The sequence below is a fragment of the Pseudomonas sp. R4-84 genome (assembly GCF_054130985.1).
This window is the reverse complement of record NZ_CP096390.1, coordinates 433577-449841: the sequence shown is the minus strand read 5'-3', so window position 1 is coordinate 449841 and position 16265 is coordinate 433577. Positions and strand designations below refer to the sequence as shown.

Here is a 16265-nt window from a genome sequence, read left to right as displayed (position 1 = left end):
GCCGCAGGTAAAGGATTCAGTGATGCAACGGGGCCTACTCGCCCCAGACGTCCTTGAGAACGTTCACCCAGTTTTCGCCCATGATCTTGCGCACCACCCGCTCCGGGTGACCGCGCTTGAGCAGCGTTTCGGTGAGGTTCGGAAACTCGCCCACGGTGCGGATGCCCAGGGGGTTGATGATCTTGCCGAAGCTGGTCAGACGACGGGCGTAGCCCTTGTCGTGGGTCAGCATTTCGAAGAAGTCCTGGCCGTGACCCTGGGTGAAGTCGGTGCCGATGCCGATGGCGTCCTCGCCGACGATGTTCATGGTGTATTCAATGGCTTCGGCGTAGTCGTCAATGGTCGAATCGATGCCCTTGGCCAGGAACGGCGCGAACATGGTCACGCCGACGAAACCACCGTGGTCGGCAATGAATTTCAGCTCTTCATCGGATTTGTTGCGCGGGTGTTCTTTGAGGCCGGACGGCAGGCAGTGGGAGTAGCAGACCGGTTTCTTCGATTCGAGGATGACTTCCTCGGAGGTCTTGGAGCCAACGTGGGACAGGTCGCACATGACGCCGACGCGGTTCATCTCGGCGACGATTTCGCGACCGAAGCCCGACAGGCCGCCGTCGCGCTCGTAGCAACCGGTGCCCACCAGATTCTGGGTGTTGTAGCACATCTGCACCACACCGACGCCGAGCTGCTTGAAGATCTCGACGTAGCCGAGCTGGTCTTCGAAGGCATGGGCGTTCTGGAAGCCAAAGATAATGCCGGTCTTGCCCTGTTCCTTGGCGCGGCGGATGTCGGCGGTGGTTTTCACCGGGATCACCAGGTCGCTGTTCTCGCGGATCAGTTTCTGGCTGGCAACGATGTTGTTGATGGTGGCCTGGAAACCTTCCCACACCGACACCGTGCAGTTGGCTGCGGTCAGGCCGCCCTTGCGCATGTCTTCGAACAGGTCGCGGTTCCACTTGGCAATGATCAGCCCGTCGATAACGATGCTGTCGGCGTGCAATTCGGCTGGGCTCATCAGGCAGTCCCCTTGTTGGCGATTCATGCGCCGAATCGTGTGCCGGCGCTTTGGGGCCAGCATATGCCGGAGGGCCGTGGCGACCGGGTGCAAAAACGACAGGGGAATTGCCGAAAGCGTCAATCCACGACAATGGGCTGCGACGGCCCCCCTCTGTCCATCTGTTATTTACCCGGCGCTTGGGCCAGAATCCGCGGCACCACTGGCTTTCACTGGATTTGAGCGACAACCCGATGAAATCGATCTTCCTTGCCCTGGCACTGATCAGCACCGTCGCCCACGCGACCGAAGACACCGAGCCCAACCCCTGCGACGAAGTTGAGAACGACGTCCAGACCCTGGCCTGTTCCGCCTATGGCAAAGCCGCCGCCGAGCAGTTGCTCAGCGACAACCTGCAGAGCCTCAACGAACGCCTGCAAACCCGCTACGCCAGCGACAAGGCCCAGCTCAACGACATCACCGCCAAGATCAAGGCCGCTCAACAACTCTGGCAAAAACAGCGCGAAGCCGACTGCGCCATCGCCGCCTTCCCGGCCAAGCCCGGGAGCGACGCCTACAAAATCGCCGAAAACGACTGCATGGCCCAGGTGAGCGATGACCGGTCGGAGTTCTTGGAATCGATTGGGCAGGAGTGAACGAACAGCGGTTATAGGAAGAGCTGCGCAACGCCGTCTACACTGGCTGCATACCCGTCCGAGCCGGGCTGTACAGACGAGTCACACACGACGATCAGAGGATTTTCGTATGCACTCTCTTACAGCCTTGCCCTTCTACGGGTTAGCCATCTTTATCGCCATCGTGCTGGGCATCGAGGCCGGTCGCCAAGTCGGCAACCGTCACCTGGCCCAGGACCCGGACGGCGCTCGCCAGGGCATCGGGGCCATCGAAGGCGCGGTGTTCGGCCTGCTGGCGCTGCTGATCGCCTTCACCTTTTCCGGGGCGGCCTCGCGCCTGGACCAGCGCCGCGCGTTGATCGTTGCCGAAACCAATGCCATGGGCACCGCCTGGTTGCGCCTGGACCTTCTGCCCGCCAGCGAACAACCGGACATCCGCCAGGCATTCCGAGAGTATGTCGACGCCCGTATCGAGTATTACCGCGACTTGCGCGAAGACGAAGTCGACGAAGCGGCCCATGACCGAGCCAATGATCTGCAGCAAACCATCTGGAAACGTACCGTCGCCGCCCTGCAACAGATGCCCACCCCAACCTTGGGAACGCCTGTGCTGCAGGCGCAAAACGAAATGATCGACATCACCACGACGCGCGCCGTGGCTCACGAAACCCACCCACCCCTGACCATTTACCTGATGCTCGTGACCATGACCCTGATCAGCGCCATGCTGATCGGCTACGGCATGGCCGGCACCCGGCAGCGCAACTGGCTGCACAGCCTGGGCTATGCGGCGGTGATGGTCTGCGTGTTGTATGTGATCCTGGATTTCGAGTACCCGCGCTTTGGGGTGATCCGGGTCGACTATTTCGACAAGATCATGCTGGACCTGCGGGCGAGCATGAATTGAGCAAGGCGGATAGACTGGCGTTCCAGACCTCCGGAATCCAAGGCCAAGCATGATCATCTGCGGCATCGAAATCAAAGGCAGCGAAGCGATCATCGCCGTTGCCTCGCTGGACCAGCAGGCGTTGAGCCACGTCGCGCTGAACACCAAGAAAATCGCCCTGGACGATGACGACGAAGCCGCCAACGTCAAAGCCTTCGCCGCGCAAGTGCGGGCTTTCGTGGCGGACAATGGCATCGACCGCATCGCCATCAAGAAGCGCAGCAAGAAAGGTGAGTTCGCGGGCGGCCCGACCACCTTCAAGATCGAAGGCGTTTTCCAATTGCTCGAAGGCTGCGAAGTGACACTGCTGTCGCCACAGACCATCAACGCACAGAGCAAAAAACATGACTTCGCCCTGCCGACGACGCTGAACAAGTATCAGCATGAGGCATACAAGGCGGCGTGCTCGGCGTTGATGAAGAAGTAGCCCCTTCCAAACACAGAAACCGTGGCGAGGGAGCTTGCTCCCGCTCGGCTGCGCAGCAGTCGTGAACCGGTTTACAGAGGTTACCTGTTGCACCGCGGTGTCTGGTTTTGGGGGCGGCCGGGCCAGCCTGTCAAACCACCTCCCGCTCATCCCCCTGCCGCCGCCGATCCTCCCTAGGGCAACGTGCAAACCGTGCCCTGTAGCTGCGGGTGAAATACGACGGCGATTCGAATCCACAGGCAATGCTGACTTCCAGCACACTCATGTCGGTCTGGCGCAGCAGTTGCCGGGCCTTTTCCAAGCGCAGGCGCAGGTAGAAATTACTCGGCGTGTCGTTCAGGTGCAGGCGGAACAGGCGTTCAAGCTGGCGGCGCGTGACGTTGATCGATTCGGCCAGCGCCAGGGTGCTCAGTGGCGGTTCGCTGTTGGCCTCCATTTCTCCAATCACATGCACCAGCTTCTTGTTGCGAATGCCGTAGCGGGTGGCGATTTCCATGCGCTGGTGATCTTTGCGTGGACGAATGCGACTGAGCACGAACTGCTCGCTGACCTGGATTGCGAGTTCCGGGCCGTGGGCCTGCGCGATCAGGTCGAGCATGAGGTCAATCGAGGCAGTGCCGCCGGCGCAAGTGATGCGGCGGCGGTCGATTTCGAAGAGCTCCTGGGTCACGGCGAGCTGGGGATAGGACTCCTTGAACGCCTCGATCGCCTCCCAGTGCAGGGTGACGCGATGGCCATCCAGCAATCCCGCCTCCGCGAGCACCACGCTGCCGGTGTCGATTCCGCCGAGGATGACACCGTCGTTATCCAGCCGGTGCAACCACCTCTCAAGCACCGGGCTGACGAACTTCAACGGCTCGAAGCCCGCCACGATCCAGAGCGTCGCGCCCTTCTTCAGCGGCTCCAGCGCAGCATCGGCGTTGACCGACATGCCATTGCTCGCCAGCACCGCTCCGCCATCGGCACTCAGGACATGCCAGCGGTAAAGCTCGCCACGAAACCGATTGGCGACCCGTAACGGCTCGATGGCCGAAATGAAACCGATGGCCGAGAAACCCGGCATCAATAAGAAATAGAAATCCTGGGACATGAAACGCTCTCGGTTGGCGGGCAGCGTGCGGACCTTGATACGCCAGTTGCAACAACCGTTCAAGAGTCGCTGTAGTGCAAGAGCACGTCGCCGCTGTGCGTTTTGCCCCGCCCGGGCCTGCGTAACGTGGCATCACCGGCGCACAGACACCGGGCCCCATAACAATAAGCTGCCGAGGAACCCGACAATGAAACGACTGATCAGCTGCTGCGTTATTGCACTCAGCACCACTTCTTTACTGAACCAGGCCGCCCTCGCAGCCGAACCCGCCGCCTGCCAGAATGTGCGCCTGGGCGTGGTCAACTGGACGGACGTCATTGCCACCAGCGCCCTGACCCAAGTGATGCTCGACGGCCTCGGCTACAAGACCAAGCAGACCAGCGCCTCCCAGCAGATCATTTTCGCCGGCATCCGCGATCAGCGCCTGGACATGTTCCTGGGCTACTGGAACCCGCTGATGACCCAGACCATCACCCCGTTCGTCGAAGCCAAGCAGGTCAAGGTGCTTGAGCAGCCCAGCCTGAAGGACGCCCGCGCCACCCTGGCCGTGCCGACTTACCTGGCCGACAAGGGTCTGAAGACTTTCGCTGACATCGCCAAATTCGAGAAGGAGCTGGGCGGCAAGATCTACGGCATCGAGCCCGGCTCCGGCGCCAACACCCAGATCAAGGCGATGATTGCCAAGAATCAGTTCGGCCTGGGCAAATTCCAACTGGTCGAGTCCAGCGAGGCCGGCATGCTCGCCGCCGTGGACCGCGCCGTGCGACGCAAGGAAGCCGTGGTGTTCTTCGGCTGGGCGCCGCACCCGATGAACGTCAACGTGCAAATGACCTACCTCACCGGCAGCGAAGACGCCCTCGGTCCGAACGAAGGCATGGCCACCGTGTGGACCGTCACCGCGCCGAACTACGCCGAGCAATGCCCGAACGTCAGCCGTCTGCTGAGCAACCTGACCTTCACCGCCGAAGACGAGAGCCGGATGATGCAGCCGCTGCTCGATCACAAGGATCCGCTCGAATCGGCCCGGCAATGGCTCAAGGACCATCCACAGGACAAACAGCGCTGGCTCGAAGGCGTGACCACCTTCGATGGCAAGCCGGCCGCCGACAACCTGAAACTCACCAGTAACTGACTGAACGTTATCCCTCTGCGCGGTCTTCAAGGGCTGCGCAGTGACTCACCACGCCTGAAGGAATCCGCACCATGAACCACGACGTCATCATCACCTGCGCACTCACCGGTGCTGGCGACACGACCGCCAAGAGCCCTCACGTGCCGGTCACTCCGAAACAGATCGCCGCCGCTGCCGTCGAGGCCGCCAAGGCCGGCGCCACGGTGGTCCATTGCCACGTTCGCGATCCGCAAACCGGCAAGTTCAGCCGTGATGTGGCGCTGTATCGCGAAGTGATGGAGCGCATCCGTGAGGCGGACGTCGACATCATCGTCAACCTCACCGCTGGCATGGGCGGCGACCTGGAGATCGGTGCCGGCGAACGTCCGATGGAGTTCGGCCCCAACACTGACCTGGTGGGTCCACTGACCCGCCTGGCCCACGTTGAAGAGCTGCTGCCGGAAATCTGCACCCTGGATTGCGGCACCCTGAACTTCGGCGACGGCGACACCATTTACGTCTCCACTCCGGCGCAACTGCGGGCCGGCGCCAAGCGCATCACCGAGCTCGGCGTGAAGGCAGAGCTGGAGATCTTCGACACCGGCCACCTGTGGTTCGCCAAGCAACTGATCAAGGAAGGCCTGCTGGACAATCCGCTGTTCCAACTCTGCCTGGGCATCCCATGGGGCGCGCCGGCCGACACCACCACAATGAAAGCCATGGTCGACAACCTGCCCGCCGACGCGGTGTGGGCCGGCTTTGGCATCGGCCGCATGCAAATGCCAATGGCGGCCCAAGCCGTGCTGCTGGGTGGCAACGTACGGGTCGGGCTGGAAGACAACCTCTGGCTGGACAAAGGCGTGCTCGCCACCAACGGCCAACTGGTAGAGCGCGCCGGCGAAATCCTCAGCCGCCTCGGCGCACGGGTGCTTACGCCTGCCGAAGGTCGCAAGAAAATGGGCCTGGTCCAGCGCGGCTAAACCGAATCGACGCATAACCCTGTGGGAGCGAGCTCGCTCGCGATAGCGATATTCCAGACTTCGACGATGCGTCGGATGTACCGCCGCCATCGCGAGCAAGCTCGCTCCCACAGGTGATTTTCACTCTTTTCAGGACATCACCATGAGCTTTATCACCGACATCAAGACCTTCGCCGCCCTGGGCAGTGGCGTCATCGGCAGCGGCTGGGTCAGCCGCGCCCTGGCCCATGGCCTCGACGTGGTCGCCTGGGACCCGGCGCCCGGCGCCGAAGCCGCGTTGCGCAAGCGCGTCGCCAATGCTTGGGGCGCCCTGGAGAAACAAGGCCTGGCCCCTGGCGCTTCGCAGGATCGGCTGCGTTTTGTCGCGACCATCGAGGAATGCGTGCGCGACGCCGACTTCATCCAGGAAAGTGCCCCCGAGCGCCTGGAGCTCAAATTGCAGCTGCACAGCCAGATCAGCGCCGCCGCCAAGCCGAACGCGTTGATCGGGTCGAGCACCTCCGGGCTGCTGCCGAGCGAATTCTATGAAAGCTCGACCCATCCGGAACGGTGCGTGGTCGGTCACCCGTTCAATCCGGTCTACCTGCTGCCCCTGGTGGAAGTGGTCGGCGGCAAAAACACCGCACCCGAGGCCGTGCAAGCGGCGATTCAAGTCTACGAATCCCTCGGCATGCGGCCGCTGCACGTGCGCAAGGAAGTGCCCGGTTTCATTGCCGACCGCTTGCTTGAAGCGCTCTGGCGCGAGGCGTTGCACCTGGTCAATGACGGAGTGGCGACCACCGGCGAAATCGACGATGCCATCCGTTTTGGCGCCGGCCTGCGCTGGTCATTCATGGGCACGTTCCTGACCTACACCCTGGCCGGCGGCGACGCTGGAATGCGTCACTTCATGGCTCAGTTCGGCCCGGCGTTGCAACTGCCCTGGACCTACCTGCCGGCACCGGAACTGACCGAGAAACTGATCGACGATGTGGTGGACGGGACGAGCGAACAGTTGGGGCAGCACAGCATTTCAGCTTTGGAACGCTATCGTGATGATTGCCTGTTGGCGGTGCTGGAGGCGGTGAAGGCCACCAAGCAAAAGCACGGAATGATTTTTAGCGAATAACACCATTCCTGTGGCGAGGGAGCTTGCTCCCGCTCGGCCGCGCAGCGGTCGCAAAACCAGCGAATGCCATTTGGCTGATACACCGCGTACAACCGGTTTGGGGCTGCTTCACAGCCCAGCGGGAGCAAGCTCCCTCGCCACGATTGCATTGGAGTCCAACATGCCCACCCTCACTACCTACCAAACCCGCATCCTCCCAGAATGGGTCGACTACAACGGCCACCTGCGCGACGCCTTCTACTTGCTGATCTTCAGCTACGCCACCGATGCGTTGATGGACCGGCTCGGCCTGGACAGCCAGACCCGCGAAGCCAGCGGCCATTCGCTGTTCACCCTCGAGCTGCACCTGAACTACCTGCACGAAGTGAAGCTCGGCGCCGATGTCGAGGTGCATACGCACATCATCGGCCACGATGCCAAACGCCTGCACCTCTACCACAGCCTGCACTTGGCGGGCGGCGACAAAGAGCTGGCCGGCAATGAGCAGATGCTACTGCACGTCGATCTGGCGGGGCCACGTTCGGCGCCGTTTAGCGAACAGACCCTGAGCCAACTCAAAGCCCTGCTCGACAGCCAGTCCGACCTGCCGGCGCCATCCTGCATCGGGCGTGTCATCGCCCTGCCACCCGCCCGATAAGCCTCCTATAGGAGACCGACATGCACACCGCCGCCGCAATTGCCGACTTCCGCAGCTACCCTCTGGTCCACGCCTTGACTGCCGCAATCCCCTTGGCCGACCGGGTTCACGTCACGTGGGCCGATGGTCGGATCAGTCCTTTTCATCACCAGTGGCTGCGGGACAACTGCCCTTGCCAGGCATGCGTCTACAGCGTGACCCGTGAGCAGGTCCTGGAGATTGTCGATGTGCCCGAAGATTTGGCGCCGGATGAAATCCGCGTTGATGGTGAAGGCCGCCTGCGCGTGGCCTGGCGGGACGGCCACCAAAGCCAATTCGACCCGGGCTGGCTGCGCGCTCACGCCTATGACGAAGTCTCCAGGGCCGAACGACTCGACGGCAGGCCGCAACGCCAGCTATGGCAGTGCGACCTGCAGCTGCCGGTGTTCGAATACCAGGCGCTGATGGAGGATGCCGACGCGCTGCTGCAATGGCTGCTGGCGGTACGCGACATCGGCCTGACCCAAGTGCGGGGCGTGCCCACCGAGCCCGGCTCGCTGAAACAGATTGCCCAACGCATTTCCTTCGTTCGCGAGAGCAATTTCGGCGTGCTCTTCAACGTGCAATCCAAGGCCGACGCCGACAGCAACGCCTACACCGCTTTTAACCTGCCGTTGCACAGCGACTTGCCGACGCGGGAATTGCAGCCGGGGTTGCAGTTCCTGCATTGCCTGGTGAACGAGGCCGTGGGTGGCGAGAGTATCTTCGTCGACGGTTTCGCCATTGCCCAGGCGCTGCGCCAGGAAGATCCCGATGCCTTCGAGGCGCTGTGCCAGATCCCGGTGGAATTTCGCAACAAGGACCGCCACAGCGACTACCGCTGCCTGGCGCCGATCATTGCGTTGGACGCCCTTGGGCAAGTCTCGGAGGTCCGCATGGCGAACTTTCTGCGCGGCCCCTTTGACACCTCGGTGGAGCAGATGCCCAGGCTTTACCGCGCCTACCGCCGCTTCATCGCGCTGACCCGCGAGCCACGCTTTCGCCTGGTGCAACGACTCGAACCCGGGCAGCTCTGGTGCTTCGACAACCGCCGCACGCTCCACGCGCGCAACGCCTTCGACCCTGCTACCGGGGCGCGGCATTTCCAGGGGTGTTATGTGGATCGGGATGAATTGCTGTCGCGCATTCTGGTGTTGCAACGTTAGACCGCGTCATCGTTCATCGCGAGCAAGCTCGCTGCCACAGGTGAAAGCATTTCCCTGTGGGAGCGAGCTTGCTCGCGATAGCGACCTGCCAGACAACCGATTATTTGCGGATTCACACAGGCAAAAAAATCCCCGATCAAGCCGTGACAGGATCGGGGCAGGAGCGTTACTGGAGGAGCTGTGGCGCGAGGGTGACCAAACCATCGTGATGCAGCTTGGGGCCAGTGTGCCCAGTCCCGGACCCAGCGAGTTAGCCGAAAACGACGCGTTCATAGTCAATCATGACAGAACGACGATTTGCCCTTGCCGCCGATTCGGGTGGCTACCAGAATCCAGGCACGACCCCAATCCCTGAACAAGGAAAAGCGTCATGATGTACGCCGATTTGATCGACCAGGAAGACCTGCTGGGCCATCTGAAGGCCCTGGGGTTGCAGATACCCAGTGGCGCGACTGCCGAGCAGGCGTGCGAGTGCGCCGTACGCGGCCTGGACAGGGCTCGCGCCAATGAGCTGCGCAGGCTGGTCAAGGAAATGTACACCAGCAGCGCGACCATCCTGCCGGCGGTGCGCCAGGCAATCGATCAGCAACTGTTGCCGGCGTTGGCGCAGTACCAGCAGAACCATAACGCCTGATGAAACCCATCGCGAGCAAGCTCGCTCCCACAGGATTTGTGAACGCACAAAACCTGTGGGAGCGAGCCTGCTCGCGATGAAAGCGCTGAAGTCTTAGAGCCTCACACTCGCAAACGTCGACTCATTGCGCGCCTGGCTCAGCGCCGACAGCGGGCCGGACAGCGGCGACAGCACCAACGCCTGCGGCAGCGGCATCATCGCCACTTGTTGCGTGGTGTTGGAGCCGACGCGCTCGTCCCGTGGCGGAATGCCGAAGTATTCGCGGTAGCACTTGGAGAAATGCGGCGTGGAGACGAAGCCGCACACCGAGGCCACTTCGATGATCGACATCGGCGTCTGCTTGAGCAGTTGCCGCGCACGAATCAGTCGCAGCTTGAGGTAATAGCGCGACGGCGAGCAATGCAGGTATTTCTGGAACAGGCGCTCCAGCTGACGGCGGGACACAGCGACGTACACCGCCAACTCGTCCAGGTCGATCGGCTCCTCGAGGTTGGCCTCCATCAGCGCGACGATTTCCTGCAACTTCGGCTGGTTGGTGCCAAGCATGTGCTTGAGCGGCACACGTTGGTGATCCTGCTCGTTGCGGATACGCTCGTAGACAAACATTTCCGAAATCGCCGCCGACAACTCGCGACCGTGATCACGGCTGATCAAGTGCAGCATCATGTCCAGCGGCGCGGTGCCGCCGGAGCTTGTGAAGCGGTTGCGGTCAAGCGTGAACAGGCGCGTGCTCATCGAAACCCGTGGGAAAGCTTCCTGCATCGCGGCCAGGCATTCCCAGTGCACGCTGCAATCGAAACCGTCCAGCAGGCCGGCGCACGCCAGGGCCCAACTGCCGGTGCAGACTGCGCCAAGACGACGGGATTGACGGGCCTGGCCTTGCAGCCATGAGACATGTTCGCGGGTTACGGTGCGCTGGATGCCGATGCCGCCGCACACGATGACGGTGTCCAGGGCCGGGGCTTTGTGCATGGAGGCGTCCGGGGTGATCTGCAAACCGTCACTGGCCCAGACCTGGCCGCCATCGACGGTCAGGGTGGTCCAGCGGTACAGCTCGCGCCCCGACAGCTGGTTGGCCATGCGTAGCGGTTCCACCGCGGACGCCAGGGAAATCAGCGTGAAATTGTCCAGCAGCAGAAAGCCGATGGATTGAGGCGCACGGTTCTGGGGTTGGGCCCCGGAGTTGGACGTCGTCATCGCGGTATCTCCTCACACAAAGCGGGTGATGGCCTCAGGCGGAGGCTCTTGTTATTGCCCTCATTCTCTTGCGTGAGAGGGGCTTTATCGGGACAGAGCAATTGCCATGCCTAAATTTGAATGCGCGTTCAATAACTCCTGAAAACGACATGCCGGCGTGTCTATATAAGGGCCCCGTCGAGGCCGGGTTCCAAGTGCCATCATGGGCTGCGGGCGAACGCCAGGGCGGGCTGTGAGCAGATCGGTAGCACTTGTGGTCACTGGGCCGCGCCGTTTGCGCGATGGTTGTCACCGCAAGCGCGGGGACGGACGGTAGGGCGGCGTACAAAGGCGTGACCGCCAAGTCCCGCCTTATCTGTTTGCGACGCGCCAAAACGTGGCGTGTTTTTCCTGCGGTGTGCGTTTTACGAGCGATTTTTCAACACCCGTGGCGAGGGAGCCTGCTCCCTCGCCACGGGATTATCTTGCAGTGCTGAATCAGCATTCCACCGCGCTTACCGCCAGCCCGCCCCGTGAAGTCTCTTTATATTTGTCGTGCATGTCGGCGCCGGTATCGCGCATGGTGCGGATCACACGGTCCAGGGAGATGAAATGCTGACCATCACCCCGAAGGGCCATCTGCGCGGCATTGATTGCTTTCACCGCGGCGATGGCGTTGCGCTCGATACACGGCACCTGGACCAGGCCGCCCACCGGATCGCAGGTCAGGCCGAGGTTGTGCTCCAGGCCGATTTCCGCCGCGTTGCACAGTTGCTCCGGCGTGGCTCCGAGGATTTCCGCCAGGCCTGCCGCCGCCATGGCGCAGGCCGAGCCGACTTCACCCTGGCAGCCGACTTCGGCGCCCGAGATCGAGGCGTTCTTCTTGCACAGGATGCCCACCGCCGCCGCGCCGAGGAAATAATCCACGACGTTGGCGTCAGTAACGGCCTCGCTGAATTTCATGAAGTAATGCAGCACCGCCGGAATGATCCCCGCCGCGCCGTTGGTCGGCGCCGTGACCATGCGCCCGCCAGCGGCGTTTTCCTCGTTGACGGCCAAGGCGTACAAGTTGACCCACTCCATGGCGCTCAGGGTCGAGCCGATCACGTTCGGTTTGTTCAGCTCTTGCAGGCTGCGGTACAACTTGGCCGCGCGCCGGCGCACATTCAAGCCGCCAGGCAGGATGCCCTCGTGCTTGAGGCCCTGCTCGACGCAGTCCTGCATCGCTCGCCAGAGCCTCATCAGGCCGCTGCGAATCTCTTCTTCCGAACGCCAGACCTTCTCGTTGGCCATCATCAGCTCAGCCACTCGCAGGTTATGCGTGCGACACAGCCCGAGCAGTTCCTCAGCGCTGGAGAAGTCGTAAGGCAACTCGGTGGTGTCCAGGTCCATCACGCCGCTGGACGCCTGGGCCTGGTCGACCACAAAGCCGCCACCGACCGAATAATAGGTGTCGCGGTGCAGTTCGCCGTTTTCACCCTCCGCCACCAGCGTCATCGCGTTGGGGTGGAACGGCAGGTTTTCGTCGAGCAGGCGCATATCGCGGGACCAGACGAAAGGTACCGGCAGGCGGCCATCGAGCAGCAGGGTCTGGGTCTCGCGCAGCAGCTCGATGCGCGTACCGATTTGCGACGGATCGATCGAGTCGGGCCATTCGCCCATCAAGCCCATGATCGTGGCGGTATCGCTGCCGTGACCGATGCCGGTGGCCGACAGCGAACCAAACAATTGCACCTCGACCCGCCGCACGTCATTTAAAAGCGACTTGGCCCGCAACGCTTCGACAAACAGCGCCGCTGCGCGCATGGGCCCCACGGTGTGGGAACTGGACGGGCCGATACCAATCTTGAACAGGTCGAACACGCTGATGGCCATTGCCTTGACTCTCCAGAACGGACACATCCGGGCGCGGGAGCGTCCGGTGGCGCAGCTGCTACGCTCAACGCCGGGATGGCCGCATCATCCGGCTTTTGAATGGGCCTTCGACGTCTGACACCGACGCAATCATGCCCACCAACGCCGCGTCTTTGTCGCCCAGGTTTTACGACGTTTTTTACGTATCAGAAGCCAGCCGAGGGCCGAAAAAATCTGTAAACGACGTCACCAACACTGGATGCGACCCTCCCTGTACTGGATACGACGCGCCCTGTAGGCGTCGGATTTGCACTGGTACATGATCGGTTACGGCTCGTTTGCAAGGCCGCGTGCCACGAAGTGTGCCCACGCGCCGCCAACCGCAACTTAAAAAAAGCAAAAAAGCGCGGTTGTCCCGACCGGACACTGCCGATAAAACACCAGGAGTCCACCCATGAAAGGTTCCACGCCGTTGTTGTTGGCCGCCATGCTGAGTCTTCCGATGCTGGCCAACGCTGCAGAACCCGCCCAATGCAGTACCGTCAACTTCTCCGATGTCGGCTGGACCGACATCACCGTGACCACCGCCACCACCAGCGTCGTGCTCGACGCCCTCGGCTACAAGACCAAGACCACGATGATCTCCGTGCCGGTGACCTACAAGTCCCTGGCCGATGGCAAGAACATGGACGTGTTCCTCGGCAACTGGATGCCGACCATGGAAAACGACATCAAGGCCTATCGTGAAGCGGGCACCGTGGAAACCGTGCGCGCCAACCTGGAAAACGCCAAGTACACCCTGGCGGTCCCCGAAGAGCTGTACAACAAAGGCCTCAAGGATTTTGCCGACATCGCCAAGTTCAAGAAGGAACTGGACGGCAAGATCTACGGCATCGAACCGGGCAACGACGGCAACCGCTTGATCCAGAGCATGATCGACAAGAACGCCTTCGGCCTCAAGGACGCCGGCTTCAAGGTCGTCGAGTCAAGCGAAGCCGGCATGCTTTCCCAGGTCGATCGGGCCCAGCGTCGCAGCACCGCCGTGGTGTTCCTGGGCTGGGAACCGCATCCGATGAACACCCGCTTCAAGATGAAATACCTCACCGGTGGCGATGAATACTTCGGCCCGAACTTCGGCCAGGCGACCATCTACACCAACACCCGCAAGGGCTATGCCCAGGAATGCAGCAACGTTGGTCAGTTGCTGAAAAACCTGGTCTTTACCCTGGACATGGAAAGCACGCTGATGGGCAACGTGCTGGACGACAAGATGAAGCCTGAAGCCGCCGCCAAGGCCTGGTTGAAGAAAAACCCACAAGTACTCGATACCTGGCTCGCCGGCGTCACCACCGTTGACGGTAAACCTGGCCTGGAGGCCGTGAAAGCCAAGCTCGCGCAGTAAAAAGCTTATGCCGGGCGAGTTCGCTCGCCCGGGCTGTTTATTCCTTGCATGCGGACGTTCACTACCATGCTTATTGATCAGAAAATACCCTTGGGCCAGTACATCGCGGGCTTTGTCGAATGGTTGACGCAAAACGGCGCCGACACCTTCGATGCAATCGCAATGTTTCTGGAAACGATGATTCACGGCGTGACGTTTGCGCTGACCTGGTTCAATCCCCTGGTGCTTATCGGCCTCATCGCGCTACTGGCGCACTTCATCCAGCGCAAATGGGGCCTGACCGTTTTCGTTATCGCGTCCTTCTTGTTGATCCTCAACCTGGGTTACTGGCAAGAGACCATGGAAACCCTCGCCCAGGTGCTCTTCGCGACCCTGGTCTGCGTGCTTATCGGTGTGCCGCTGGGCATTGTTGCCGCGCACAAGCCGATGTTCTACACCATGATGCGTCCGGTGCTCGATCTGATGCAGACCGTACCGACCTTCGTCTACCTCATTCCTACCCTGACCCTGTTCGGTCTGGGTGTGGTCCCGGGCCTGATCTCCACGGTGGTATTCGCGATCGCCGCGCCCATCCGCCTGACCTACCTGGGCATCCGCGACGTTCCGGACGAACTGATGGACGCCGGTAAAGCCTTCGGCTGCTCCCGGCGCCAGCTCCTGTCGCGCATCGAACTGCCTCACGCCATGCCGAGCATCGCCGCCGGAATCACCCAATGCATCATGTTGTCGCTGTCGATGGTGGTCATCGCGGCACTGGTCGGTGCCGACGGCCTGGGCAAACCCGTGGTCAACGCATTGAACACCGCTGATATCGCCCTGGGCTTCGAAGCCGGCCTGGCGATCGTATTGCTGGCGATCATGCTCGACCGAATCTGCAAACAACCCGACGCCAAAGTAGGGGGTGACGCATGAGCATAATCCGCTTCGAAGAGGTCGACGTGATCTTCTCCAAAGATCCACGCGAAGCCCTCAAATTGCTCGACAAGGGCATGACGCGCAACGAAATCCTGAAGAAGACCGGGCAGATCGTCGGCGTGGAAAAAGCCAGCCTCGACATCGAAAAAGGCGAGATCTGCGTGCTGATGGGCCTTTCCGGCTCCGGCAAATCCAGCTTGCTGCGTTGCATCAACGGCTTGAACACCGTGAGTCGCGGCAAATTGTTCGTCGAGCACGAAGGCCGGCAGATCGATATCGCCTCCTGCACTCCCGCCGAACTGAAGATGATGCGCACCAAGCGCATCGCCATGGTGTTCCAGAAGTTCGCCCTGATGCCTTGGCTGACGGTGCGCGAAAACATCAGCTTCGGCCTGGAAATGCAGGGCCGGCCGGAGAAGGAACGCAAGAAGCTGGTGGATGAAAAACTCGAGCTGGTGGGCCTGACGCAGTGGCGCAACAAGAAGCCCGACGAGCTGTCTGGCGGCATGCAGCAACGGGTCGGCCTGGCCCGCGCCCTGGCGATGGACGCCGACATCCTGTTGATGGACGAACCGTTCTCGGCCCTCGACCCGCTGATCCGCCAAGGCCTGCAGGACGAACTGCTGGAACTGCAACGCAAGTTGAGCAAGACCATCGTGTTCGTCAGCCACGACCTGGACGAAGCCCTGAAGCTGGGCAGCCGTATCGCGATCATGAAAGACGGCCGCATCATCCAGTACAGCAAGCCGGAACAGATCGTGTTGAACCCGGCGGACGACTATGTGCGCACGTTCGTCGCCCATACCAATCCGCTCAATGTGCTCTGCGGCCGCAGCCTGATGCGCACCCTGGACAACTGCAAGCGCATCAACGGCTCGGTGTGCCTGGATCCGGGCGGCGACTCCTGGCTTGACCTGGCCGAAGGCAACACCATCAAGGGCGCCCGGCAGAACGGCGCCGCCCTGGACCTGCAGAACTGGGCGCCAGGGCAGTCCGTCGAAGGCTTGGGGCGTTTCCCGACCTTGGTCGACTCCAGCATCGGCATGCGCGACGCGTTGCAGATCCGCTACCAGACCGGCAACAAACTGGTGCTTCACGATAATCAGCAAGTCGTCGGCATCCTCGGCGACAGCGAGCTGTATCACGCCCTGCTCGGCAAGAACCTGGGCTAAAGC

General features: G+C 61.7%; 16 protein-coding genes. 12 read left to right on the top strand and 4 right to left on the bottom strand.

The genetic code is table 11. From position 1 onward, the window contains the following. Window positions 1-34: 34 nt before the first annotated feature. The gene (locus tag M1D68_RS02070) at window positions 35-1012 is read right to left on the bottom strand and encodes a dipeptidase (protein WP_186634465.1); all 978 of its coding nucleotides are present in this window, start codon (window positions 1010-1012) and stop codon (window positions 35-37) included. Window positions 1013-1245: 233 nt separating this feature from the next. Between M1D68_RS02070 and M1D68_RS02065 the strand changes: the two genes are divergently transcribed. From M1D68_RS02065 to M1D68_RS02055, 3 genes are all read left to right on the top strand, one after another. Beyond that, window positions 1246-1647 carry a lysozyme inhibitor LprI family protein gene (locus M1D68_RS02065; RefSeq protein WP_434561903.1) on the top strand — a complete coding sequence of 134 codons (402 nt, stop codon included), beginning with the start codon at window positions 1246-1248 and terminating at the stop codon, window positions 1645-1647. Between the two features lie 109 nt (window positions 1648-1756). Beyond that, a complete protein-coding gene (locus M1D68_RS02060; RefSeq protein ID WP_434561901.1) occupies window positions 1757-2533 on the top strand; it encodes a bestrophin-like domain in 777 nt (258 codons plus the stop codon). 49 nt (window positions 2534-2582) lie between these two features. Then, entirely contained in the window at window positions 2583-2999 is a 417-nt protein-coding gene (locus tag M1D68_RS02055; RefSeq protein WP_420764951.1) for a DUF3010 family protein, read from the top strand. A gap of 130 nt (window positions 3000-3129) precedes the next feature. Here M1D68_RS02055 and M1D68_RS02050 read toward each other — a convergent pair whose 3' ends face one another. After that, window positions 3130-4089 (bottom strand): GlxA family transcriptional regulator, encoded by a 960-nt coding sequence (locus M1D68_RS02050; protein WP_457969130.1) that lies wholly within the window; start codon window positions 4087-4089, stop codon window positions 3130-3132. A 187-nt stretch (window positions 4090-4276) separates the two neighbouring features. Between M1D68_RS02050 and choX the strand changes: the two genes are divergently transcribed. From choX to M1D68_RS02020, 6 genes are all read left to right on the top strand, one after another. Then, the gene (gene choX, locus M1D68_RS02045; RefSeq protein WP_420764953.1) at window positions 4277-5221 is read left to right on the top strand and encodes a choline ABC transporter substrate-binding protein; all 945 of its coding nucleotides are present in this window, start codon (window positions 4277-4279) and stop codon (window positions 5219-5221) included. 71 nt (window positions 5222-5292) lie between these two features. After that, window positions 5293-6180, top strand: coding sequence for a beta-keto acid cleavage family enzyme (locus tag M1D68_RS02040; protein ID WP_045157164.1), 888 nt, complete (start codon window positions 5293-5295; stop codon window positions 6178-6180). A 142-nt stretch (window positions 6181-6322) separates the two neighbouring features. Continuing rightward, window positions 6323-7288, top strand: coding sequence for an L-carnitine dehydrogenase (locus M1D68_RS02035; protein ID WP_420764954.1), 966 nt, complete (start codon window positions 6323-6325; stop codon window positions 7286-7288). Between the two features lie 160 nt (window positions 7289-7448). Continuing rightward, window positions 7449-7925 carry a thioesterase family protein gene (locus M1D68_RS02030; protein ID WP_457969128.1) on the top strand — a complete coding sequence of 159 codons (477 nt, stop codon included), beginning with the start codon at window positions 7449-7451 and terminating at the stop codon, window positions 7923-7925. A 20-nt stretch (window positions 7926-7945) separates the two neighbouring features. Then, the gene (locus M1D68_RS02025; RefSeq protein ID WP_457969126.1) at window positions 7946-9109 is read left to right on the top strand and encodes a gamma-butyrobetaine dioxygenase; all 1164 of its coding nucleotides are present in this window, start codon (window positions 7946-7948) and stop codon (window positions 9107-9109) included. A 370-nt stretch (window positions 9110-9479) separates the two neighbouring features. Beyond that, window positions 9480-9743, top strand: a complete 264-nt coding sequence (locus tag M1D68_RS02020) for a hypothetical protein (protein ID WP_434561889.1) — start codon at window positions 9480-9482, stop codon at window positions 9741-9743. 93 nt (window positions 9744-9836) lie between these two features. Here M1D68_RS02020 and gbdR read toward each other — a convergent pair whose 3' ends face one another. After that, complete coding sequence (gene gbdR, locus M1D68_RS02015) at window positions 9837-10940, bottom strand: choline metabolism transcriptional regulator GbdR (RefSeq protein WP_013694424.1); 1104 nt, start codon at window positions 10938-10940, stop codon at window positions 9837-9839. 477 nt (window positions 10941-11417) lie between these two features. Then, window positions 11418-12794, bottom strand: a complete 1377-nt coding sequence (locus tag M1D68_RS02010) for an L-serine ammonia-lyase (protein ID WP_434609108.1) — start codon at window positions 12792-12794, stop codon at window positions 11418-11420. Between the two features lie 433 nt (window positions 12795-13227). Between M1D68_RS02010 and M1D68_RS02005 the strand changes: the two genes are divergently transcribed. From M1D68_RS02005 to choV, 3 genes are all read left to right on the top strand, one after another. Beyond that, entirely contained in the window at window positions 13228-14175 is a 948-nt protein-coding gene (locus tag M1D68_RS02005; protein WP_420764959.1) for a choline ABC transporter substrate-binding protein, read from the top strand. 66 nt (window positions 14176-14241) lie between these two features. Continuing rightward, window positions 14242-15087: a choline ABC transporter permease subunit gene (choW, locus tag M1D68_RS02000; RefSeq protein ID WP_420764960.1), complete on the top strand. Its 846-nt coding sequence runs from the start codon at window positions 14242-14244 to the stop codon at window positions 15085-15087. After that, entirely contained in the window at window positions 15084-16262 is a 1179-nt protein-coding gene (choV, locus tag M1D68_RS01995) for a choline ABC transporter ATP-binding protein (RefSeq protein ID WP_420764961.1), read from the top strand. Before choW ends, choV begins: the two co-directional genes overlap by 4 nt. The last annotated feature ends 3 nt before the right edge of the window (window positions 16263-16265 follow it).